Source organism: Promicromonospora alba (assembly GCF_042654905.1).
In the GTDB taxonomy this organism is placed as follows: Bacteria; Actinomycetota; Actinomycetes; order Actinomycetales; family Cellulomonadaceae; genus Promicromonospora; species Promicromonospora alba.
This window is the reverse complement of record NZ_JBHSFI010000005.1, coordinates 448,036-469,697: the sequence shown is the minus strand read 5'-3', so window position 1 is coordinate 469,697 and position 21,662 is coordinate 448,036. Positions and strand designations below refer to the sequence as shown.

Annotated in this window: 22 protein-coding genes and 1 riboswitch; of the genes, 10 read left to right on the top strand and 12 right to left on the bottom strand. The window is 72.4% G+C overall.

Annotated features, from left to right (window positions below):
- Positions 1–19 precede the first annotated feature (19 nt).
- From ACFO6V_RS17115 to ACFO6V_RS17085, 7 genes are all read left to right on the top strand, one after another.
- Complete coding sequence (locus tag ACFO6V_RS17115) at positions 20–265, top strand: hypothetical protein (protein ID WP_357510642.1); 246 nt, start codon at positions 20–22, stop codon at positions 263–265.
- Positions 266–290: 25 nt separating this feature from the next.
- A complete protein-coding gene (locus ACFO6V_RS17110; RefSeq protein ID WP_377137243.1) occupies positions 291–1,826 on the top strand; it encodes an OmpA family protein in 1,536 nt (511 codons plus the stop codon).
- A 2-nt stretch (positions 1,827–1,828) separates the two neighbouring features.
- Positions 1,829–2,458, top strand: coding sequence for a pilus assembly protein TadG-related protein (locus ACFO6V_RS17105; RefSeq protein WP_377137241.1), 630 nt, complete (start codon positions 1,829–1,831; stop codon positions 2,456–2,458).
- A 133-nt stretch (positions 2,459–2,591) separates the two neighbouring features.
- A complete protein-coding gene (locus ACFO6V_RS17100; protein ID WP_377137239.1) occupies positions 2,592–3,755 on the top strand; it encodes an alpha/beta hydrolase family protein in 1,164 nt (387 codons plus the stop codon).
- A 58-nt stretch (positions 3,756–3,813) separates the two neighbouring features.
- The gene (locus ACFO6V_RS17095; protein WP_377137237.1) at positions 3,814–4,296 is read left to right on the top strand and encodes a YbaK/EbsC family protein; all 483 of its coding nucleotides are present in this window, start codon (positions 3,814–3,816) and stop codon (positions 4,294–4,296) included.
- Between the two features lie 82 nt (positions 4,297–4,378).
- On the top strand, positions 4,379–4,774 hold the full coding sequence (locus ACFO6V_RS17090; RefSeq protein ID WP_377137235.1) for a helix-turn-helix domain-containing protein: 396 nt from the start codon (positions 4,379–4,381) through the stop codon (positions 4,772–4,774).
- Positions 4,775–4,816: 42 nt separating this feature from the next.
- Positions 4,817–5,821 carry a DUF3039 domain-containing protein gene (locus ACFO6V_RS17085; RefSeq protein WP_377137233.1) on the top strand — a complete coding sequence of 335 codons (1,005 nt, stop codon included), beginning with the start codon at positions 4,817–4,819 and terminating at the stop codon, positions 5,819–5,821.
- A 38-nt stretch (positions 5,822–5,859) separates the two neighbouring features.
- Here ACFO6V_RS17085 and ACFO6V_RS17080 read toward each other — a convergent pair whose 3' ends face one another.
- The gene (locus ACFO6V_RS17080; protein WP_377137231.1) at positions 5,860–6,753 is read right to left on the bottom strand and encodes an SMP-30/gluconolactonase/LRE family protein; all 894 of its coding nucleotides are present in this window, start codon (positions 6,751–6,753) and stop codon (positions 5,860–5,862) included.
- A gap of 205 nt (positions 6,754–6,958) precedes the next feature.
- On the opposite strand from ACFO6V_RS17080, the gene ACFO6V_RS17075 reads away from it, so the two are divergent.
- Positions 6,959–8,104, top strand: coding sequence for an acyltransferase family protein (locus ACFO6V_RS17075; RefSeq protein WP_377137229.1), 1,146 nt, complete (start codon positions 6,959–6,961; stop codon positions 8,102–8,104).
- A complete protein-coding gene (locus ACFO6V_RS17070) occupies positions 8,101–9,783 on the top strand; it encodes a gamma-glutamyltransferase (RefSeq protein ID WP_377137227.1) in 1,683 nt (560 codons plus the stop codon). The genes ACFO6V_RS17075 and ACFO6V_RS17070 overlap by 4 nt, the downstream gene beginning before the upstream one ends.
- On the opposite strand, the gene ACFO6V_RS17065 is transcribed toward ACFO6V_RS17070, so the two are convergent.
- From ACFO6V_RS17065 to ACFO6V_RS17045, 5 genes are all read right to left on the bottom strand, one after another.
- Positions 9,780–10,376 carry a cysteine hydrolase family protein gene (locus tag ACFO6V_RS17065; RefSeq protein WP_377137225.1) on the bottom strand — a complete coding sequence of 199 codons (597 nt, stop codon included), beginning with the start codon at positions 10,374–10,376 and terminating at the stop codon, positions 9,780–9,782. The genes ACFO6V_RS17070 and ACFO6V_RS17065 overlap by 4 nt on opposite strands.
- Positions 10,373–11,797, bottom strand: a complete 1,425-nt coding sequence (locus tag ACFO6V_RS17060) for a purine-cytosine permease family protein (RefSeq protein WP_377137223.1) — start codon at positions 11,795–11,797, stop codon at positions 10,373–10,375. Before ACFO6V_RS17060 ends, ACFO6V_RS17065 begins: the two co-directional genes overlap by 4 nt.
- A gap of 109 nt (positions 11,798–11,906) precedes the next feature.
- Positions 11,907–12,668: a C40 family peptidase gene (locus ACFO6V_RS17055; protein ID WP_377137221.1), complete on the bottom strand. Its 762-nt coding sequence runs from the start codon at positions 12,666–12,668 to the stop codon at positions 11,907–11,909.
- A riboswitch (cyclic di-AMP (ydaO/yuaA leader) is annotated at positions 12,668–12,834 on the bottom strand. (Overlaps the previous gene by 1 nt.)
- A gap of 140 nt (positions 12,835–12,974) precedes the next feature.
- Positions 12,975–14,321, bottom strand: a complete 1,347-nt coding sequence (locus tag ACFO6V_RS17050) for an FAD-binding oxidoreductase (protein ID WP_377137219.1) — start codon at positions 14,319–14,321, stop codon at positions 12,975–12,977.
- A 91-nt stretch (positions 14,322–14,412) separates the two neighbouring features.
- Complete coding sequence (locus ACFO6V_RS17045; RefSeq protein ID WP_377137217.1) at positions 14,413–15,468, bottom strand: substrate-binding domain-containing protein; 1,056 nt, start codon at positions 15,466–15,468, stop codon at positions 14,413–14,415.
- 110 nt (positions 15,469–15,578) lie between these two features.
- Here ACFO6V_RS17045 and ACFO6V_RS17040 point away from each other — a divergent pair, with 110 nt between their 5' ends.
- Positions 15,579–15,965 carry a MarR family transcriptional regulator gene (locus ACFO6V_RS17040; protein WP_377137215.1) on the top strand — a complete coding sequence of 129 codons (387 nt, stop codon included), beginning with the start codon at positions 15,579–15,581 and terminating at the stop codon, positions 15,963–15,965.
- A gap of 4 nt (positions 15,966–15,969) precedes the next feature.
- Here the strand turns inward: ACFO6V_RS17040 and ACFO6V_RS17035 are convergent, their stop codons facing one another.
- The 6 genes from ACFO6V_RS17035 to ureB all read right to left on the bottom strand — a co-directional run bounded on the left by ACFO6V_RS17035 (position 15,970) and on the right by ureB (position 21,662).
- A complete protein-coding gene (locus tag ACFO6V_RS17035; protein WP_377137213.1) occupies positions 15,970–17,097 on the bottom strand; it encodes a HoxN/HupN/NixA family nickel/cobalt transporter in 1,128 nt (375 codons plus the stop codon).
- A gap of 69 nt (positions 17,098–17,166) precedes the next feature.
- Positions 17,167–17,976, bottom strand: a complete 810-nt coding sequence (locus ACFO6V_RS17030; RefSeq protein WP_377137211.1) for an urease accessory protein UreD — start codon at positions 17,974–17,976, stop codon at positions 17,167–17,169.
- 7 nt (positions 17,977–17,983) lie between these two features.
- On the bottom strand, positions 17,984–18,733 hold the full coding sequence (gene ureG / locus ACFO6V_RS17025; protein ID WP_377137209.1) for an urease accessory protein UreG: 750 nt from the start codon (positions 18,731–18,733) through the stop codon (positions 17,984–17,986).
- 70 nt (positions 18,734–18,803) lie between these two features.
- Complete coding sequence (locus ACFO6V_RS17020; RefSeq protein WP_377137207.1) at positions 18,804–19,553, bottom strand: urease accessory protein UreF; 750 nt, start codon at positions 19,551–19,553, stop codon at positions 18,804–18,806.
- Positions 19,554–19,560: 7 nt separating this feature from the next.
- Entirely contained in the window at positions 19,561–21,261 is a 1,701-nt protein-coding gene (locus ACFO6V_RS17015; protein WP_377137205.1) for an urease subunit alpha, read from the bottom strand.
- Positions 21,261–21,662 (bottom strand): urease subunit beta, encoded by a 402-nt coding sequence (gene ureB, locus ACFO6V_RS17010; RefSeq protein WP_377137203.1) that lies wholly within the window; start codon positions 21,660–21,662, stop codon positions 21,261–21,263. The genes ACFO6V_RS17015 and ureB overlap by 1 nt, the downstream gene beginning before the upstream one ends.

Sequence of the window (21,662 nt, the reverse complement as noted above, 5' to 3'; positions counted from 1 at the left end):
ACCCTACGTGGAGGACACCATGAACACGCTGACCGAGAAGGCAGTCGCCGCACAGGTGACGCTCAAGGCCTACGCCGCGCGCGTGGCGCGGCAGGCCCGCGACGACGAGCGCGGACAGGGCTCCGTGGAGTACGTCGGCATCATCCTGGTCGTCGTGGCGATCGTCGGCGCCGTCGTGGCCGGCGCCACACCCGTCGGCACCGCGATCCTGACCCAGCTCACGACCGCCGTGAACAACATCGGTGGCGGCGCCCCCGCCCCCTGATCCACCCGAGACAACGGAGGTGTCGATGCGCCGGGCCCTGGTCACACTGCTCGCCGTCGGTCTGGTGAGCCTGTCGGCAGGTTGCGGGCTCCTCGGCACGGACAGGCCCGGCCCGGTCGTCGAGTCCTCGCCCGGCGCATCGGCGTCGCCCACCTCGCCCGGAGGCTCCCCGCCTCCGGGCGAGGTCGTGTCTGTCGACCGGGACTGGCACGGCGCACGCGTGCGCTTCGACGTGCGTCCCGTCGAGGCCGACGGCGAGCTGGCGGTCCTGCGGTACGCGTTCGGAGCGACGGCGGCCGACCCGTCGGACCCGCCCTCGTTCTCGACCGTCGTGCTCAACCTGGGCGGGCTCGGCAGCGCGGGCACCGACGGCAGGGGCGTCCGCCTCGTCGACACAGGTGCGGGCCTCGTCCACCCCGTGGCGTACGCACCCGGCGGGTCCCCGGCGGCCGCGATCGAGTGGGTCGAGGACGGCGCCCTGACGGGTACTGCCGTCGCCGTCTTCGCGGCTCCTGGGAGTGACGCGGTGGACGTGCTGCTTCCCGGCTTCGGCGCAGTGACGGTACCCGTCGTCCCCGCGGGAGACGGCTTCCAGGACGCCGTCGACCAGGTGGGCGGCGTCGGCGAGGCCGAGACCAAGAAGCTCCGCGCTTTCACCCGTGCCTACGACGCCGGGTCCGCGACGTCCGCCGAGGACGACGACGTCACCGTCACGCTGGCCTCGGACGTGCTCTTCGACTCCGACCAGCACGTGCTCTCGCGGCAGGCACGCGGCGTGGTGGATCGCGCCGCGACATCCATCCGGGAGCAGGCGGACGACGGCGACGTACACGTGGTGGGACACACCGACGACGTCGACACCGACGCCTACAACCAGACGCTGTCGGAACGGCGCGCCGAGTCCGTCGCTCAGCGGCTGCGCGCGAGGCTCGGCGACGGCTTCGTGGTGACCGAGGAGGGACGGGGCGAGGACGAGCCGGTCGCCGAGGGCACGAGCCCCGCCGCCCGCGCCACGAACCGCCGCGTCGAGATCGAGTTCCAGGGCCACCTCGTCGTTGAGGCGGGCCAGGGGACCGACGTGCCGGACGCCGACGTGCCGACGGCGGAGAACGGCGCCGTCACCATCGCCACGAGCGGCGGCGAGTACACGGTCGCGGTCGAGTCGATGGTGCGTCGGCCCGGCGCGATCGTCGGTACGCTCGTCGCCGAGCGCACCGAGGGCTCGACCATCGATGTCGCGTGGTTCCTGCCCTCCTACCTGGAGCAGATCGGCGACCGAAGGTTCGGGGTCCTGGGCGACCTCGCCGGCCCGCACAACCTCTCGCTGCTCGGCGCGCAGGAGCGGGTGCTGCCGTTCGACTACGTCGAGGAGGAGCGGTCCGGCGGGTTCGTGCTGCGCCGGCTGCTCGGCGACGAGGAGATCAAGCCGCTGGACCAGGGCGGGTCGACGACGATCACCGTCGTCTGGCCCGACACCGGCCAGGACGCAGTGACCGTCGATGCCCCGGACCGGTTCCGGATCACCGACGTGCCGGTGACCACCTCGCCCACGGGAGACTGACCATGGCACGCACCACGCCGGAGGACCGCGAGCGCGGATCCATGCACGTCATGACCATCCCCGTCGCCGTCGGCATGCTGACGGCCGCGGTGCTGGTCATCACCATGGTGGGCTCGGCGACGAACGACCGCCGCGAGGCCGGCACCGCCGCCGACGCCGCGGCGCTCGCCGCCACCCAGGAGTGGGACGAGCACCTGGGCCTGCTGCACGGCCTGCACCTCGGGGTCTCGGAGCCCGAGGCGTTCTGGGAGCTCGCCGAGGAGGCCCTGCTGGGCCCGGAGCTCGAGGAGGAGATGCGCGAGGCGGCCGAGGCGTACGCGGAGAACAACGGCGCCGAGCTGGTCGGGCCGCCCCACATCGACCCGGCGAGGCTCACGGTGACCGTCGAGGTGCGGCACATGGACGCGGTCCCGGGTACCGACCTCCGCTCGACGGCGTCCGCGACCGCGGGCATCACGCTGCGCGGCGGTCTGTGCGTGGGTGACGACGGCCTGGGCTGGCTGATCGACGGGCTGTGCCTGACAGAGCCGGAGGACGACGGGGAGGAAGAGCCGGACGAGGGTGACGACGAGGAGGACTGGACCCCGCCGGAGGTGGAGGGTTACTCCAGCGCCGTGGTGCTCGTGGGCTGAGCCGCATCGGCTTGCGCACAGCGAATCCCTTGGGCAGAGACACTGACAACGCGCTCAGGGGGTTCCCTGGCTTGTCCCTGGAACCTCTCGCGAACCCTTGGTTCGCAGGTCAGCGCCGTGAAATAACCTCCACATGAAGACACCCAGACTCATCCCGTCCGCACTCGTCGCGACGGCCCTCGTGGCCTGCACGGCGGTCGTCGCACCCAGCGCGGTGGCCAGCTCGGCGGTGGCCACCGCGACGTCGTCTGACGAAACCCCGGCCCTCTCCCTGCCCGCACCGACGGGGCAGTACCCCGTCGGCATGACGCCGGTCCACCTCGTCGACGAGGACCGCGCCGACCCGTGGCGGCCCGAGCGGCGCCGAGAGCTCATGGTGTCCGTCTGGTACCCGGCGGTGCCGTACGGCGAGCCCACGCCGTACACGACCGACGCGGTCTCGGCGGCGATCGTCGCGACCGCGAACCTGCCGGTGCCGTCGGACATCCTGACGACCGTCGAGACCCACTCCTACGACCGGGCCCCGGCGTTGCCGGGCCGGCGGTCGCTCGTGGTGCTGTCGCCGGGCGCCGGCCTCAGCCGGGAGTCGCTGACCTCGCTCGCCGAGGACCTCGCGTCCCGCGGGTACGTCGTGGCCGGCGTCGACCACACGTACGAGGCCCGCGCCATCGAGTTTCCCGACGGCAGGGTCGCTCCCTGCTTGCTCTGCGAGCGGGAGAACAGCGCGGAGGTCGGCGCGTGGGTCACGCGAGGCCGTGCCCTCGACATCGACTTCGTCCTGGACGAGCTGACGAACGGCCGGCTCTGGCGGCACGGACCGACCGTCGACGCGCGGCACATCGCCGTCGTCGGGCACTCGATCGGTGGCGCGTCCGCCGCGGCGGCGATCGTCGACGACCGGCGCGTGGACGCCGGGGTCAACATGGACGGCACCTTCCAGGTGGACTTTCCCGAGTCCGGGATGGACCGGCCGTTCCTCATGCTGGGCAGCGCCTCGCACGAGCCGGGCGCCAGCGACGGGACGGACTGGCCGGACAACCGGGCTCGCCTGGGCGCGACGGGCCTGTGGCTGCAGGTCCCGACGGCCAACCACGGATCGTTCACCGACCAGCTGATGTTCCTCGACCAGCTCGGCGTGCCGGTGCCGGGCGGGTTCGTCGGTGGCGCCCGCGGCGTCGAGATCACCAACGCCTACGTGGGCGCGTTCCTGGACCGCCACCTGCGCGGCCGGGCCGCACCGCTGCTGGACGGCCCGGTGGCCGAGTACCCGGAGGTGGAGTTCCGGGACGGGCAGTGAGCCGTGCGGCCGTGAATTCCGCCTGACGCGTGGCATGCCGGTCCCTAGGATCTGGCGTATGTCGAACCCAGCAACCCACCCCGCCGTCGAGAAGGTCACCGCTGCGCTCGCCGAGGCCGGCGCCACCGGCCAGGTCCGCTGGCTGGACGACGCCGCGACCACTGCGGCCCTCGCCGCCGAGCACCTCGGCATCGCGGTGGGCCAGATCGCGAACTCACTGGTGTTCCTCTTCGACGGCGTGCCCACCCTCGTGCTGACCTCCGGTGCGCACCGCGTGGACACGGCGTGGCTCGGGGAGCAGGCGGGCGCGACGATCACCCGCGCATCCAAGGAGCAGGTCAAGGAGTCGACCGGGCAGGTGATCGGCGGTGTCGCGCCCGTCGGCCACCCGGCTCCCGTGCCGACCTACGTCGACACGGCGCTCGCCGCCTACACCGAGGTGTGGGCAGCCGCGGGCCACGCCAAGACGGTGTTCCCCACGACGTTCGACGAGCTGGTCCGGATCACGGGCGGGACGCCGACGGCGGTGGAGCCGGCCTGAGGGCTTGCCCCTCAGGGCCCGAGAGCCTAAAGTCATCTGTGACATCTGAAGCAGTTGTGACATTTGAACGGGAGGTGTGGTGATGGCTCTCGAGACGGCGAACATCCCCGCTGCCGAACTTGACGCACTCGAAGAGTTCGCGCGCACCAGCGCCGGCCCCGAGCTGCGCGACGTGTTACTGACGCTGAGTCGTGCTGCGCGCGATGGCTCACAACTCTCGGTCATCGACGCCGACGCCGTCCTGTCGCCGAATCAGGCTGCTGAGCGCCTCGGCATGAGTCGCACGCACCTCTACAAGCTCCTGGACGGAGGCGAGATCGTGTTCCATCGCGTGGGTCGTGACCGTCGCATCAGAGTGAGGGACCTGATCGCCTTCGAGGCGCGTCGTCAGCGTGGCCGCCGGGAGCTCGCCGAGCGTTTTGCCAGCCAAGACCGCACACGTGCGAACGCGATCGACGAGGTCGCAGATAGTCTTTGACTAACCCGAGCGTGTTTGGCAAAGCACATCTATGGTTATTTGGTGCACAGTCGACGAGCTCGCCCCACACTCCACCTGCTGTCGGAGCATCTGACTTCCGGATGGACTTCTCCGCTGCCCGGGAGGGCGCTCGCTGAGGGCGACCTCAGCCAGCTGCATCCGTTGCCGGAATTGCCGCATCCAATCATCCGGAAGGCTGCGGCATCGTTCGCTCACACGGCAGATGCCGACAACTTCGTTGGCACGATCACGAGCAGTACCGAGTTGCGGCTCTTCGAGATCAAAGCTGGTCAGTGGCGTGGCGGTGTGTGGCGAGATACTGAGACCAACGTGAACTGGTTGGTCGTTGCTGGGCTTGCCAAGGGCGAACATCAGGATCACGACGACTTCTACATGCGCGTGAAGAGGGCCAACGAGGGTGGAGCAACCGATCAGTGGCTGCCGACCGAGGCGGACTGGCGCCTGCTCAAGCAGGAGACAGCAGCCCGATTGATCACCGAGTGGGAACTGGCCTTGCAGTCGCAGATGTTGGACTCCATGCGCGTGGTCCAGCGCGGTGGGACGACGGGCGGTGCTATTCGTCACGTGTCCACCGAGAGGCCTCCCATCGGACGGTTCAAGGTGAGCGTCACCCAGGTCCGCGACGATGACTATGAGGCCGACGAACTCGAGCTCGAACTCTTCCCGGAGCCTGCGTTCGCTGGAAGCAACCTCCTCTGGCAGGCGACGATCCGCTCACTGATCTCGCTCAACCCACCTGAGCAGGGGTGGGACCGCGACAGGAACTCGTACATGACGATCGCAGAGCCTGGGGCCCTCTCGATTCGAGTCCGCGAGCTCGAACGGCTTGTGGAAGGGAATGAGCTGGGCGAGTCAGTGCCTGGCACCCACAGCTATTACGCACATCGCATCCACCTCGCGGGACAGACCGTGGCGGGCAGAGCCGCGCGTGCCCTTTGCGGCGTCTTCTTCGTGCCGACCCAGGATCCCGAGGGCTTGGCGGTCTGCCCCAACTGCGAGCAGCGGTACAACGAGATGCCCGGCTGAGGGTGCCGCAGCCGCGCCCCGCGCCTGGGCGCCGCGGCCTACCGGAGCCCCGTCACCGTCACCCGGATCGACAGCAGCATGTGCGTCGCTGTCACGAACAGCATGTTGCGCTTCGGTCCGCCGAACGTCAGGTTCGAGCAGACCTCGGGCAGCAGCAGCTTCCCGAGCAGGGTGCCGTCCGGGTCGAAGCAGTGCAGGCCGTCGGCGGCCGCGCCCCAGAGGCGGCCGGCGTCGTCGACCCGGATGCCGTCGAAGCCACCGGCGTCGCAGACGGCGAACACGTCGCCGCCGGTCAGGGTGAGGTCCGGCCCCACGTCGAAGCGACGCAGGTGCCTGCGCTCGGTGTCGGTGACATAGAGGGTCCGCTCGTCCGCCGAGAACGTCAGGCCGTTGGGACGGGAGAAGTCGTCGGTGACCCGCGTGACCGAACCGTCCAGGTCGCGGCGGTAGACGTGACAGCCGTCGATCTCCGGCGTGGCCTGAAAGCCCTCGTAGTCGCTGTCGATGCCGTACGCCGGGTCGGTGAACCAGACGCTGCCGCCGCTGTGCTCGACCAGGTCGTTGGGGCTGTTGAACCGCTTGCCCTCCCAGCGGTCCGCGAGCACGGTCACGGTGCCGTCCGGCTCGGTGCGGGTCACCGAGCGGGATCCGTGCTCGCACTGGAGCATCCGACCCGCACGGTCGATCGTGCGGCCGTTGGCATACCCGCCCGGACTGCGCCAGACGCCGACGGCGCCGGTCACCTCGTCCCAGGACAGGACTCGGTCGCTCGGGATGTCGCTGAAGAGCACGGTGCGCCAGGCCGCCGAGTAGGCGGGACCCTCGAGCCAGCTGCCGCCGTCGTACAGCACCTCGACGAACCGGTCCCCGCGGACGGGGGAGAACCGCTCGTCGTGGCGCTCCCACTGGGCACGGATCCTGGTCACGGTCACGGCTGACTCCCTGTCGGTCGGTCTTGTCGGTCTTGTCCGGTAGGTCGCTCGCGGCCGCGAGCGAGAACATCATCGCGCGTGGATCCGTGAACGGAGTGTGTGGGCTTCCGTCCCCACACAACCAATGGTGGGTCGAGAGGCGTCAACATGACGTGAAGCAAAACGTCGGTACGGAAGTGGAAGCGGGGCGGCCCTGTAGACGCGCGTGCCGATCCGCCTGGCTCGGCGCACGACCGTGACGGCGACGGCCGGAGCCAGGTCTCCCCGGCTCGTGGGCATCGATGCCGCACGCGGGCTCGCCCTCGTCGGGATGATCGTCGTCAACGTCGGGCCGGTGGGCTCGCAGTCCCTCCTCCAGCGCCTCTACCTGCTGCCGTACGGACGGGCCTCCGTGCTCTTCGTCGTCGTGGCCGGCATCGGCATGGGGTACCTGCTGAACCGGCGGCCGGAGCGGGAAGGGTGGTCGACGGTCACCTGGCGTGCGGCGCTCCTCTTCGGGGGAGGTGCCGCGCTCCAGGAGCTGACGGACCAGGTCAACGTCATCCTGCCCACCTACGCGGTCCTCTTCCTGCTGGCGCCGCTGCTGTGGCGGCTGCCCGACCGCGCACTGCTCGGCGTCGGCGTCGTGCTCGCGCTCGCCGGACCGGCCGTCATCGTCGCGCACGAGACGATCTGGCCGAGCTCACAGCCGGTCGACCCGGTCACCCTCGGCACGCCGCCGTGGGAAGCGGTGTACTCGCTCCTGCTGACCGGCCGGTACCCGCTGCTGAGCTGGACGGTGCCGTTCGTCGCGGGTCTGTGCGTGGCTCGGCTCGACCTCACCGACACGGCAGTGCTCCGCCGGCTGGCCGCCGGTGGCGCCGCCGTCGCGGCGGTCGCGGTCGCGATCGCCCAGCTCGCGTACCTGCTCATCGGACCGGACGCGGACCGTGGCCCCTGGCGCCTGCTGACCGGCGCCGCACACGGCCAGATGCCGCTGTGGCTGGCCAGCAGCATCGGCGGAGCGGTAGCCGTCGTCGCGGCGTGCTCGCTGGTTCTGCGCCGGTTCGAGCGGTCGCAGGTTCTCGGCTGGCTGGTCGCGTGCGGCCGGCTCTCGCTGACCCTCTACGTCCTGCACTTCGTCGTGCTCGCGGTGATCAAGCCCGCACAGGGGTTCTCGTTCGGGCAGGGCGTCCTGATCAGCTCGGCGCTCGTCGTCGCCGTGATCGTGGCGGCCGTCCTCTGGGCACGGACGGGCCGGCCCGGGCCGATCGAACAGCTCCTGCGCCGGTCGTGGCTCCTGCCGCCGACGACGCGGGTACGCACCCCCACGCAGACGCACCGAACCGAAGAAAGGGCAACACAACAGTGATTGACCAGAAGAAGCGGCCGGGTATCGCGGCGGCGTTCGTGACAGCCGCGGTCATGGTGGGGCTCGGCGCCTGTACGGCGGCGCCGCCCGCCCCCGGGGCCGGCCGGTCGCCGTCCGCGTCGGCCTCGCCGTCCGGACCGCCACCCTCGCCCACGCCCACGCCTGCACCGCAGCCGGAGCTGGGCGCCCACGGCGTCAGCGCCGGACATCCGCTGGCCGCCGAGGCCGGCGCGCAGATGCTGGAGCGTGGCGGCACCGCCGTGGACGCCGCGGTCGCCGCGGCGTTCGCGGACGCCGTCCTGCAGCCGGCCAGCTCGGGCATCGGGGGCGGAGGCGCCGCGATAGTCCTCGCCGACGGGGAGGCGGCGAACTACGAGTACCGCGAGGTGGTCAACCAGGTCGGCGAGATCCCGGACAGCGGCGCGGGGATCCCGGGCTTCGTCGCGGGGATGGACCGGCTGCACCGCGACCACGGGAGCCTGCCCTGGGCCGACCTGCTGCAGCCCGCCATCGAGCTCGCCCGGTCCGGCGAGCCGGTCTCGCGGTACCTCGCGTCCCAGATCGCCGGCGCCCCGGGCCCGGAGGTCACCGCGTCGCTGCCGCACTTCCGGCGTGACGACGGTTCGCTCCTCCGACGGGGCGACGTGCTGGTCCAGGAGGAGCTGGCCACCACCATGCGCACCCTCGCCGAGGACGGCGCGGACTCCTTCTACACCGGCAGCCTCGCCCGGACGCTGGCCGAGACCCCGGGAATCGACAGGGGGTCGCTCGCCGCCTACGAGGTCGACGTCTCCGAGCCCGCGGCCGGTCCGGTGGGCGAGTTCACCATGCTCTCCGGAGCGCCGGCGCTGCCCGGCGCCGCCATCATCCAGCTGCTGCAGATCGCCGAGGCCGCTGGCATCGCCGACGTCGACCCCGACTCGCCCGAGTACGTCGACATCCTGTCGCGTGCCTGGCAGGTCGCCGACACCTCCGTGCAGGAGCACTTCGGGGACCCGCGCTTCGTGGACGTCCCCGTGGAGTCGCTCACCGATCCGGAGCGGAACGCCCAGCTCGCGGCGACCCTGCCGGGCGCCGCCGAGACGAGCCGCAGCTCGGCCGCGCTCGCGAGCTACGAGGGCGCACCCAACACGACCCATATCTCGGTGGTCGACGCCGACGGCAGGGCCGTGTCGATGACCAACACCATCACGAACTACTGGGGCAGCGGGCAGTACGTCGCGGGGTTCTTCGTCAACAACCAGCTCTCGCGGTTCGGCGACGTCGGCATCGACGGGGCGAACCAGCCGGAACCGGGACGCCGCTCCGTGACCTGGAGCTCGCCGTCCATGCTGCTCGACGAGCGGCAACGCCCCGTGCTCGTGCTCGGTACCCCGGGCGGCCAGCAGATCCCGAGCACCATCGCCAACGTCGTCGCCCGCTGGGCCCTGCACGGCCAGCCGCTGGAGACCGCCGTCCGCTCCGGCCGGTTCTACCTGACCGGCGGCGAGCTGCGCCTGGAGACCCCGCAGCTCGCCGGCGCGATGCGGGGGATGGGCTACGACGTCGTCGTGACCGACGAGGCGGCCCGGCCCAGCTACGGCTCGGTGCAGGCGCTCGTGATCAGGTGGGGCAAGGGCAGGGTGGGCAGCTTCGCCGACGAGCGCCGTTCGGCGGGCTACGTGGTGGGTCGCGGCTAGCCGGGCTGAACCCCGGCCAGCACGGCCTGCGCGGTCGTGACCTCGATCAGCGGCGCGTAGAGCCGCATGATGTCCAGCGCGCGCTCGTGGTTCTCCGGCGTCGAGCCGGCGCAGGCGTCGGCGACCACGAGCACGCGGCGGCCCGCGTCGGCGGCGGCGAGCGCCGTCGAGATCACGCAGCAGTCGGTCGCGACGCCGGCGAGCACGAGCGTGCCGGCGTCGTGCGTGGCGGCGGCTAGCTCCGGGCCCCACTTGCCGAACGTGGGGAGCGTGACGACGGGCGCCCCGGCGTCCACGATGTCGGTCAGGTCGGTGATCTCGTAGAGCGGGTCGTCCTCGGGCACGAGCGCGAACGGCCACTGCTCGAAGTAGGCGCGCCAGGCGCCGTCCGGCACCGTGGGGGCGATGTACCTGGTGAGGACCGTGCGACCCGCGAAGGCGGGGAGCAGGCGGCGGGTGCCTGCGAGCGCGGTGGGGTAGTCGGGGGAGGCCCACGGGCTGGGCGGGCGGGCGAAGACGTCCTGCATGTCGATGATGACCAGGGCCGAGTCGGGCCCGGGCGGCGCGACGGCGGCCGCTCCGTCGTCGCTCATCGCTCCTCCTGGCGGCGGACGGTGCGGGCGGTGAGCAGGAGCGTGCCGAAGAAGCCCAGGGCCAGGGCGACGAGCACGCCCAGGTTGGCGAACGCCCAGCTCCCGTCGACACCGCCGAGCGGGCCGAGCAGGTAGCCCTGCCAGGCGAGCCACGGGGCGTAGGTGTTGGTCACGAGGCCCCAGCCGATGGCGGTGCCGCCCAGCACCAGCGCCACGGCGGACCAGTTCACGGACCCGTACCGGCCTGCGGCGTCGTACAGGTCGGCGTCGGTGTAGTCGCGGCGGCGCAGCAGGATGTCGGCGAGCAGAACGCCGCACCAGGCGGCGACGGGTACGCCCAGCGTGATGAGGAAGCCCTGGAAGGGGCCGATGAACGAGTCCGCGACGAACACGACGTAGATCGCGCCGATCACCATGAGCCCGCCGTCGATGGCGGCGGCGACCCAGCGCGGGGCGGGCAGGCCCAGGGAGAGCAGCGCGAGCCCCGAGGAGTAGATGTCGAGTGCCGCGCCGCCGATCAGCCCGGCCAGGGCGACCACGACGAACGGGATGAGGAACCACGTCGGCAGGAGCGTGGACAGGGCGCCGATCGGGTCGGCGCCGATCGCCGCGTTCAGGTCGGGGTCCGAGCCGGCGAGCAGCAGGCCGAAGACGAGCAGCACCACGGGGGCGAGTGAGGCGCCCAGCGTGGTCCAGCCGACGATCCGGGGGCCGGAGGCGGAGCGGGGCAGGTAGCGCGAGTAGTCGGCGGCCATGTTGACCCAGCCCAGGCCGAACCCGGTCATCATGAACACGAGACCGCCGATCACCTGCGGTGCGCCGCCCGCGGGGATCGCGGCGACCGCCGCCCAGTCGACGTGGTCGGCCACCAGGATGATGTAGACGACGGTGAGCACGGCGGTCAGCACGGTGATGATCACCTGCAGCCGCATCACGAGGTCGAACCCGAAGACGCCGGCGGCGACCACGATGCTCGCCACGACCACGAGGGCCACGACCTTGGTCACTGTTCCGCCGCCCCAGCCGAGCGCCCCGAGCACTGTCGAGGTCGCGAGCGTGGCCAGGGACACGAGCACCGTCTCCCAGCCGACGGTGAGGATCCACGACAGCAGGGACGGCAGCTTGTTGCCGCGCACCCCGAACGCCGCGCGGGACAGCACCATCGTGGGCGCCGAGCCGCGCTTGCCGGCCAGGGAGATGAACCCGCAGAAGAGGAACGACGCCACGATGCCGATCGCGCCGATCACCGTCGCCTGCCAGAACGAGACACCGAACCCGAGCAGGTAGGAGCCGTAACCGAGACCGAGCACGGACACGTTGGCCCCGAACCAGGGCCAGAACAGGCTGCGGGGCGAGCCGCGCCGCTCGGACTCGTCGATGGTGTTGAGGGCGTTGGTCTCGACCGCCGTGGGGACGCTCATGGTGGCGATCCTGCCACCTGCCGGTGACACGCACGAGGACCCGCACCGTGTCGGTGCGGGTCCTCGTGGTCAGGCGGGTGGCGCGAGGCTGCGGCTCAGACTCTGTCCATCAGCCGACGCGGATGAAGGTCGGGCTGTTCTGCCAGATCTGCGACTCGTGCACGCTCTGGCCGGGAACCGGCGCCTCGATCTGCATGCCGTTGCCCACGTAGATGGCGATGTGGCCGGGTGACCAGATGAGGTCGCCGGGCTGCGCCTCGGCCTGGGACACCACGGTGCCCGCGTAGCGCTGCTCCGAGGAGGTGCGCGGCAGGTCGATGCCGACCTGGGCGTAGACGTACGAGGTGAACCCGGAGCAGTCGAAGCCCGCGGGCGTCGAGCCTGCCCAGACATAGGGCACGCCGATGTACTGCCTGGCGATGGAGACGATGTCGTTGGCGGCGGCCGGGACGGCCGTCTCGACGGCTGCGGCGGTCTCGACGACCTCCTCGACGACCGGCTCCGGCTCCGGCTCCGGCTCGGGGGCGGGGGTCACCTCGATGGTGCCCGTCTCCAGCGTGAACTTGCTGTCGGCCGCTACCTGCACGGCGGGCGCGGTGTTCACGGCCTCGACCACCACGGCCTCGGCGACCGAGCCCTGCGACGTCTTGTTCAGGATGTCGAGCTCGGCGGTGGACGGGCTGTTGTCGGCCACCGGCGCGGCGTCCGCGGGAACGCTGAGCAAGGAGACGGCCAGGCCGGAACCGGCGACGACGAGTGCGCCGCGGCGGGCGGCACCTGAGATGCCCCGGGCCGCGGCACGGGAGAGGGGAGTCAGCGGGGTGATCGGTCTGCGGGCAGCACGGTGGCGCCCAGGCGTGCGAGTAGTCAAGAGCTTCTCCTGACGCCTACGAGGTGAGCTGTCGGATTCGGATCGGAGAATGACCCGGCCGCGTACTACCTGTGCGGCTTCACCCCAAGGACACCGTCTCGGTGCCCGCTTACGTGGTTCCCCCGTCCCTGTCCTTGTCTTTGCAGTCTCGAGGCGGTGACAGGGCTCGGCGCCCACCTCGAGTGCCCGCGGACTTCCCGCGAACCGGAGCGACGCTAACCCCGTCCGGCCGCAAAGTCACAATCGCATCACGGCTGACGGGGTAGTTCGCGTCCTACTTGACCCGAATTGTCCCTATGAGGTAGGTCACTCCGCGGCGGGCGGAACGTTGTGATTCCGGGCGAACAGGTTGCTCGGGTCGTATTTCCGCTTCGCCGCGGCAAGTCGCTCGTAGGTTCCCGCCGGATAGACCGCCGCGACGTCGTCCGCGGTGGTCGTCCCGAGGAAGTTCGAGTACGCGCCGTTGACGTGCGGCGCGAGCCTCGCCCAGATCGCCGCGAGGCCGGGACGGGCAGCCTCGATCACCGGCTTCGGGCCGCCGGCCACCGTCGCGACCAGCAGCTCCGCACTGCGGTGCGCGTACGCCGTCGCGTCGTCGGGCACCCGCGACACCGCGCCGCCGACGCTGCGGATCGCTATCGACGGCGAACCCGCCGACGTACCGACCTCGGCGACGATCCGCAGCACGTCGGACACCGACTCCCGCTCGACGAAGCCGCTGTGGCCCAGCAGCTCGAGACCCGGCGGCAGCGCCGCGCCCTCCACGAGGGTGTCGGCGTAGGCGTGCGGCGCGACGTCGTCCTCCAGCACCGTCCCGAGCCGGCGGATCGGGTCGAGCGCCCTGGCCGCGAGCTCCGGGTCGTCGCCGTCGAACGCCACGTGGATCTCGAGCGGTGCCTCCGGGCCGCCCGCGAACGGGTTGGCCAGGTTCGCGATCGAGGTGAGCTCCTCGGGTGCCGTGCGGAGGTGGTCCGCCCAGCCCTGGAGCACGACGGCGGTCTCCGAGGCGGGGAACGTGATCTTGCCGAAGAAGACCTCGGTCGTCGGGTGGGCCACGAACTCGAAGGAGGTCACGATGCCGAGGTTGCCGCCGCCCCCGCGGATCGCCCAGAACAGCTCGGGGTTCTCGTCGGCGCTCGCGGGCACGACCGCGCCGTCGGCGGTGACGAGCTGCGCGGCCACCAGGTGGTCGAGCGTCAGGCCGTGCCTGCGGACCTTCCAGCCGATGCCGCCGCTCAGCGTCAGCCCGCCGACTCCGACGCTCTTGGTGTCGCCGGAGGAGATCGCGAGGCCGTGCGGCGTCAGCGCCTCCGCGACCTGGCCCCAGGTCGCGCCACCGCCTACCCGGACGAGACGGCGGTCCTCGTCGATCACCTCGACGTCGGCGAGCCCGCTCAGGTCGATCACGATGCCGCCGTCGTTGGTGCCGAAGCCGGGAAAGCTGTGGCCGCCGCCGCGCACGGAGAGGGTAAGGCCTGATCGGACGGCGAACCGGACCGCCGTCTGCACGTCACCGACCGTCTTGGGGCGCAGGACGAAGGCCGGGCTGCCCGCGACCAGCTTCGCGCGGCTCACCGCCTCGTACTCGGCCGCGCCCGGCTCGACGACGTCGCCGCCGAAGTCGCGGCGGAGGTTCTCGATGGCTGAGGTCATGGGATTCCTTCCACAGGGGGCGCGTGGTGCACCCGATGTGGAAGAGACTCCCCAGCTCCGACAGATGTGACCGAGAGCGGTGTGACGGCAGTCACAGCTCGCCCATGAGGTCGAAGTCGAAGCCCTCGGCCCGCGCGAGGTAGAGACGGTGCTGGGCATGGTTGCCCTGGAACCGCATGGGGCCGCGGGGCCCTTCGTACACGACGCCGTCCACGGACCGGTCGGTCGCCGCGACGGCCGCGCTCCCGGCCCGCTCGACGATGGTGCGGAGCGCGAAGATGCCTTCGTAGCACGCCTCCGCCGCCGCGCCGACGGCGGGGGCGTGCACGCCGTGGTGGGCCGTGTAGCGGCCGATGAGGTCGAGCGCCTCGCCCGTCGCCAGGCTCCGGAACCAGCCCCCGGTCGAGTACAGGTTGGCCGTGCCGCCCACGCCGCTGCCCATGAGCATGTTCTCCTCCATGAGCGTGCTCAGGCGGACCACTCGCTCGTGCAGGCCCTGCCGGGCGAACGCCCTGTTGAACCGGACGGCGTTCTGGCCGACCATCAGCATCAGCACGCCGTCGGCCCGCGAGGCCTCGATGTCGTTCACGACGCCGCCGAGCTCCGCGCGGCTCGCTCCCTGCTCGGCCAGGAACCGGGTGCCGGCGAACTCGACGCCGAGTGTCGTGGCCTGGGCGGAGAGCACCTGGAACGTGCGCCGTGGCCAGGCGTAGTCGTCACCGACGACGTACCAGCTCCGCACTCCGAGCTCGGCGCGGAGCCGGGAGATCGCGGGGAAGAGCTGCGCCGACGGGACCTCGCCCGTGACGTAGAGGCCCGGCCGGGTCTCGGAGCCCTCGTACGCGGCCGGGTAGACGTACGGCACGCGGCGCTGCACCAGCGGCACGACGGCGTTCCGCACCGCCGAGGTGTGCCAGCCGGTGAGCGCGTGGATGCTGCCGACGGTCAGCACCCTGGCCACCTGACGTCGCAGGGCCGGGAGCGGCTGACCTGCGTCGAGGAACTCGGCACGCACCGGCCGGCTGAGGATCCCGCCCGTCGCGTTCAGCTCCGCCACGGCCAGCTCCGTCACGGCCTGGCACGACGGGCCGTAGATCCCCCCGGGACCCTGGAAATGCAGGAGCGCACCGACGACGAAGTCCGACATGACGCCCCGTCCCGGTGATGGGCCCTGAGAGGTTCCGCCGGCGGAACCTCCTTCTGGGCTCGGCCTGTGTTGGCGGGTAGTGTACGAGCACACAGGAAGGGCACGCGCTCATGCGGACTGCTGATGAGACGGTCACGGCTACGCCCCACGGCGACGTGGCTGACGCGATGTCCGCGACCGTGCTGCGCGAGTCTGTGCTCGCCGCTCGCCGCGCCGCCCGGAACGCCGCCGAGGTGCTCGGCCCGGAGGGTTACACGCTCGACGAGTGGCTGGTGCTCGACGTCCTGGGCGCGGACGACGGCCTGACGATGTCCCAGCTGCGCGAGGCGGTGCTCGCCGACAAGGCGACGCTCGGCCGCCGGGTCGACGACCTGCTGACCAAGGCCCTGGTCTACCGCGAGGTCGACGGGTTCGACCGCCGCGTGATCCGGGTCTACCTCTCGTCCCGCGGCCGCGACGTGCTCGCCCGGCTGACGACGCGGCTCGCGCAGGGCTGAGGGCCTACGCCGTCGGCCGGCTGTTTCGCCGAGGGGAGGTGAGGTAGGCGCCCACGCCCCAGGTCAGCAACAGCACCACCGTGAGCACGACGCCGTACGGCTCGAGGCTCACCGAGGCTCCCGGGACCCAGCCGAGCCACGGCGCGTGCTCGACGGCGACCTGCACCAGCGTGACGGCGCCGATCCCCAGCGCGGCCAGCGCCGAGATGCCGGTGACGACGACGTCGTAGCGCACCCGGGTGCGCGCTGCACCTCCCGTGGCGGTGCCTGCTCCGCTTCCGCCCGCCGCCGCCCCGCTGCTGCCCGCAGCCGCCTCGCCGTCGCCCGCGTGGGTATAGACGCGCCGGGCCACGGCGCCCTGAGCGGAGTCCAGGAGCGACATGCCCGCGGCGAACAACACCGCGAGCGGCAGCACGGAGTACCACGCGACCTGGCCGACGGCGGCGGACGCCGTGATCGCCAGCAGGCCGATCTCGGTGGCCGTGTCGAACCCGAGCCCGAACACCAGCCCGACGACGTACATCCGGCCCGGCTTGTCCGTCGACCACTCGAACCGGCGCAGCGCCCAGGTGACGGGACCGCCGGCGTGGTGCGTGTGGCCTTCCGCGGCGGTGCTCCCAGGGGCGGCGTTCGCAGGGGCGCCCGCCGGGGCAGCGCCGGTCCGCCCACGCAGCGCGCGGCGCAGCATCGCGATGTTGACGGCGGCGATGGCCAGGAGGAACGTCCCCGAGACGAGCGGGCCCCAGACGCCGGTCGCCCGGCGCAGGGGTGACGACTCGTCGCCGAGCATGGGCGCCAGGGCGTGCACGCCGACGGCCAGGAGGAGGGCGGCGCCGAGGACCACCGTCGAGTGCCCCAGCGAGAACCATAGCCCGACCCCGCGCGCGTCGCGGTCCGCGCGGACCAGCCTGCGGGTCGTGTTGTCGATGGTGGCGATGTGGTCGGCGTCGAACGCGTGGCGCAGCCCCAAGGCGTATGCCGCCAGCCCCATGGCGAGCGTGATCGCGCCGGTGTCGCCGTCGGCGAGCAGGGCCGCGGCCAGTCCGCCGATCCCGACGACGTGGAGCGCGACGATGACGGGGACCGTCACGCCGCGGCGTGTGCGGTGTTCGGCGGGCGTGCTGGTGGTCATCTGTCCTCCGAGGGGTTGGTCGGGTTGGTGTTCCTGACGGTTCTCATCGGCCTGACTCATCGGCCTGACTCATCGGCCTGCGGAACCGCCGCCGAGATCCAGGGGGCTGAGGTGTGTGGCCGGGCCGAGCCACCGGGTGAGGGTTCCGCCGCGGTCCAGCCGGAGCGTGACCGCGCCGCCAGCGGTAGCGGGAGGGGCAGGAACAGGGGCGTCAGGGCTCGTGCCCGGGCCGCCCTCCACCGTGGTGACGGTGTCCATCACGGTGTGCTCGCCCAGGACGCCGGGGACCGGGTGGTCGCCGACGGCGGTCAGCTCCTCGACGAGGACGGGGCCGACGTCGTCAGTGATCTCGGTCCGCAGCACCATGCGGCCGCCGCGTTCGCCGGACCGCCCCAGCACCACGGTCTCCCGCAGGGTGAGGGCCGCACCGGCGCCGAGCCGCGCCGTCGTGGTGCGCCGTACGTCCGCTCCGGCGGCCACGATGAACGGCAGGCCGGCCCAGGTCAGGCTGGCCCCGGCGCCCAGGCTCAGGTCGGCGTCCCACCGGCACCCCCGTCCCTCCCCGTCGTAGGCGACGGTGCCGCCGACGTCGGTCAGGGTGAGGGCGCACCCGGGGGCCACGCGGATGCTGACGACGACCTGGTCACCGCCGAGCAGCATGGCGCCGCCCGCGACCAGCGCGACCTCCGCATGCGACCCGTCGCGGGCGACGACCCGCGCCGCCAGCAGACCGTCCGAGGTGCGGACGCGTACGGGCGCGCCGAACCCTGTCGGCGGCTCGACCGACACCCGGGTCACCCGTGCGGCGGGCGACGACGCGGGCCGGGCCGACGGCTCCCGGGCCGACGACGACGTCGACGGCGGGTCTGTACTCAGCACCGGCAGGTCAGTGCGCGTGGGCGTGGTCGTGCGCCTGGTCCTCGTCGTCGTGGCTGTGCACGTAGCCGCCGTCCTCGTCGGCGTGGAAGTGGGGCGCCATGGGGCCCGGGTCCTGGGCGACGTGCGCGCCCGCGCGGAAGCTGGCCAGCACGCCGAGCACCCAGGCACGCAGCTCGGCGACCGACGTCTCGTCGCTGCGGGAGAGCGCGACGACGGCGCGGTTCTCCCGTGCGGCGGACGCGTCGGCGACCATCTGCTCGACATCGACGCCCACGTACGGGGCGAGGTCGGTCTTGTTGACGACGAGCAGGTCGGCCCGGCCGATCCCGGGACCGCCCTTGCGGGCGACGTCGCCGCCGCCGGCGACGTCGAGCACGAAGATCTGGGCGTCGACGAGCGCGGGGGAGAAGGTGGCCGTGAGGTTGTCGCCGCCCGACTCGATGATCACGAGGTCCAGCGGGTCGAAGTCGCGCTCCAGGTCCTCGGTGGCCAGGAGGTTCGCCGTGACGTCGTCGCGGATGGCGGTGTGCGGGCAGGCACCGGTCTCCACGGCGCGGATGCGTTCGGGCTCGAGCACGCCGGCGGAGCGCAGGAAGCGGGCGTCCTCGTCGGTGTAGATGTCGTTGGTGATGACGCCGATGCGCAGCTCGGCGCCGAGCGCTCGGCACACCGTGGCGATCAGGGACGACTTGCCGACGCCGACCGGCCCGGCGACCCCGAGACGCAGGGCGCGATGAGCGGCAGATGTGTCAGACACACGGGTCACCCGAGTGACCTGTGCGTCTGACACGTCGAGGGCGGGGGAAGGGGCGGGGACGGGCAGGGAATCAGGCACGGAACAACCTTTGGCTCAGGAGGGAGTGGGCCTGCGCCCAGCCCTCGGTCTGCGGGGAACCGGAGGCCGGGATGTCCTCCGGGGTGGTGCACGCCGCGACGCGGAGCACGTGCTCCTCCGCCGCAGCGCAGGCTTCGAGGACCCAGCGCGCGGGCGTGACCGGGTCCAGCGGTTCGAGCTTGAGCAGGGCCGACGCCGCCGTCTGGGCGTCGTCGTAGACGGTGAGCCGGACGGTGTCGGCGGCGGGCAGGCCGGTCGCCGCGGCGACCGCCCCCAGCACGACCGCGCGGGGAAGCGGCCCGTGGCCGGCGTCGTGCGCGACCAGGGTTTGCACAGCCGGAGAATCCGCCCACAGGGTCCGCGCGAGGCGAAGGTAGCCACGGCCGAGCAGGCGGGCGGCGTCGCGCAGGGCGGGCGCGGGCGTCCGGGCGGCCCAGGCGCGGACGACGTCGGCGAGGCCGAAGCCGCCGGCGCCCCGCACGCCGCCGGCCGACGCCCCGGTCTCGTCGGAGAGCCCGAAGCCGCCGTCCGCCCGCGCGAGCAGCCGCGCCGTCACGACGGCCGTCCCGGCCTCCACGAGGCTCACCGTCGTCGCCCGCCCGACGATCCAGGCGGGTACCTCGCCGGTGGGCATGCCGCCCAGCAGCGCGGGCTCGAGGCTCGCCGAGTGCGCGTGCCCGCCGCTGGGCAGGCGGGCGTCCGCGAGCAGCAGCGCCACCGAGAGGGCGTGGGGTGAGGTCACGGGTCGCTCAGAACATCGAGTAGAGCTGCGCGAGCGGCAGCCGGACGGCGGGCGCGGGCTCGACGAGGTCGCCGTCCACCCGGATCTCGAACGTGTCCGGCCGGATGTCGATGCGGGGCAGGACGTCGTTGTTGCGCATGTCCGCCTTGCCGACGTCGCGGGTCGGGGCCACGGCGGCCAGCTCGCGCCGCAGCCCGAGCCGGTCCGCCAGCCCGTCCTCGATCGCGGCCGGGGCGACGAACGCGAGCGACAGGTCGGCGGCTATCGCGTCGCCGAACGCCGGGCGCTGCAGCACGGGCTGCGGCGTCGGGATGGAGGCGTTCGGGTCGCCGAGCGCGGCCCACGCGATCACCCCGCCCTTGAGCACGACGTCGGGACGGACGCCGAAGAACCGCGGGTCCCACAGGACGAGGTCCGCGAGCTTGCCGGGCTCCACCGAGCCGACGTGGGCGTCGATGCCGTGGCCGATCGCGGGGTTGATCGTGTACTTGGCGACGTAGCGGCGGGCGCGCTCGTTGTCGGCGGGCTCCGAGCTGCCGAGCGGTCCGCGGCGGTGCTTCATGACGTGCGCGACCTGCCACGTGCGGGTGATGACCTCGCCGATGCGGCCCATCGCCTGCGCGTCGGACGACGTGACCGACAGCGCCCCCATGTCGTGCAGCACGTCCTCCGCGGCGATCGTCGTGGCGCGGATGCGGGACTCCGCGAACGCCAGGTCCTCCGGGACCGCCGGGCTCAGGTGGTGGCAGACCATCAGCATGTCGAGGTGCTCGGCCACGGTGTTGACCGTGTGCGGGAGGGTCGGGTTCGTGGACCCCGGGATGACGTGCGGCAGGCCCGCGATCGTCAGGATGTCGGGGGCGTGGCCGCCGCCCGCGCCCTCGACGTGGAAGGCGTGGATCGAGCGGCCGCCGATGGCGTCGACCGTCGACTGCACGAACCCGGCCTCGTTGAGCGAGTCCGAGTGCAGGGCGACCTGCAGACCCCACTCCCCGGCGGCGCGCAGCGCGGCGTCGAGCGCGGCCGGGGTCGCGCCCCAGTCCTCGTGGATCTTGTAGCCGCCCGCGCCGGCCAGGGCCTGCTCCGCCAGGGCGTCCGCGCTGACGGTGTTGCCCTTGCCGAGCAGCAGCACGTTGACCGGGACCGGATCGAGCGCGCGCAGGATGTGGCGCAGGTGCCCCGCCCCGGTGACCGTCGTCGCCTTGGACCCCTCGGACGGGCCGGTGCCGCCGCCCGCGACCGTCGTGATCCCCGTCGCGAGCGCCTCGTGCAGCTGCGACGGCGACAGCAGGTGCACGTGCGCGTCGAACGCCCCGGCCGTGAGGATCCGGCCCTCGCCGGAGATGACGTCGGTAGACGGCCCGATGACCAGGTCGGGGTGGACGCCGTCCGCGACGTCCGGGTTGCCGGACCGCCCCAGGGCGACGATCCGCCCGTCCCGCAGCCCGACGTCGGCCCGGACCACGCCCCACCAGTCCAGGACGATCGCGTTCGTGATCACCGTGTCCAGCGCGCCCTGCGCGCGGGTGCGGGTCGACTGCGCCATCGACTCGCGGATCGACTTGCCGCCGCCGAACACCGCCTCCTCGCCGCCGGCCGTGCGGTCCTCGGTGACCTCGATCCACAGGTCGGTGTCGCCGAGGCGCACCTGGTCGCCGACCGTCGGGCCGTACAGCGCGGCGTAGCGCTCGCGGTCCACCCAGGCCATCAGCGGTTCTCCGGCTCGTCGTCGGCCGCGGGCGACGCGGGCGACGACGGCTCGGTGACCGGCCCCAGCGCGCCGCCGTCGGCCTTGCCCCGCTGGATGCCCGGGACCTGCCGCGCTCCGCGGATCGTCACGGCGTCGACCAGGCGGCTCGCCCCGGGCTCGAACCGCTGGGACGTGCCGGAGGGCACGTCGAGCCGGAAACCGTGCGCTGCCGCGCGGTCGAACTCCAGCGCGCTGTTGGCGTCGGGCAGGTGCAGGTGGGAGCCGATCTGGACGGGCCGGTCGCCGGTGTTCAGGACGACGAGGCGCAGGCGTTCGTGCGGCGCGCGGTCGGCGTTGATCTCGATGCGGCCGGGGGCCACGCGGATCGCACCGGGGCCGGTGGACGTATGAGCTGACAT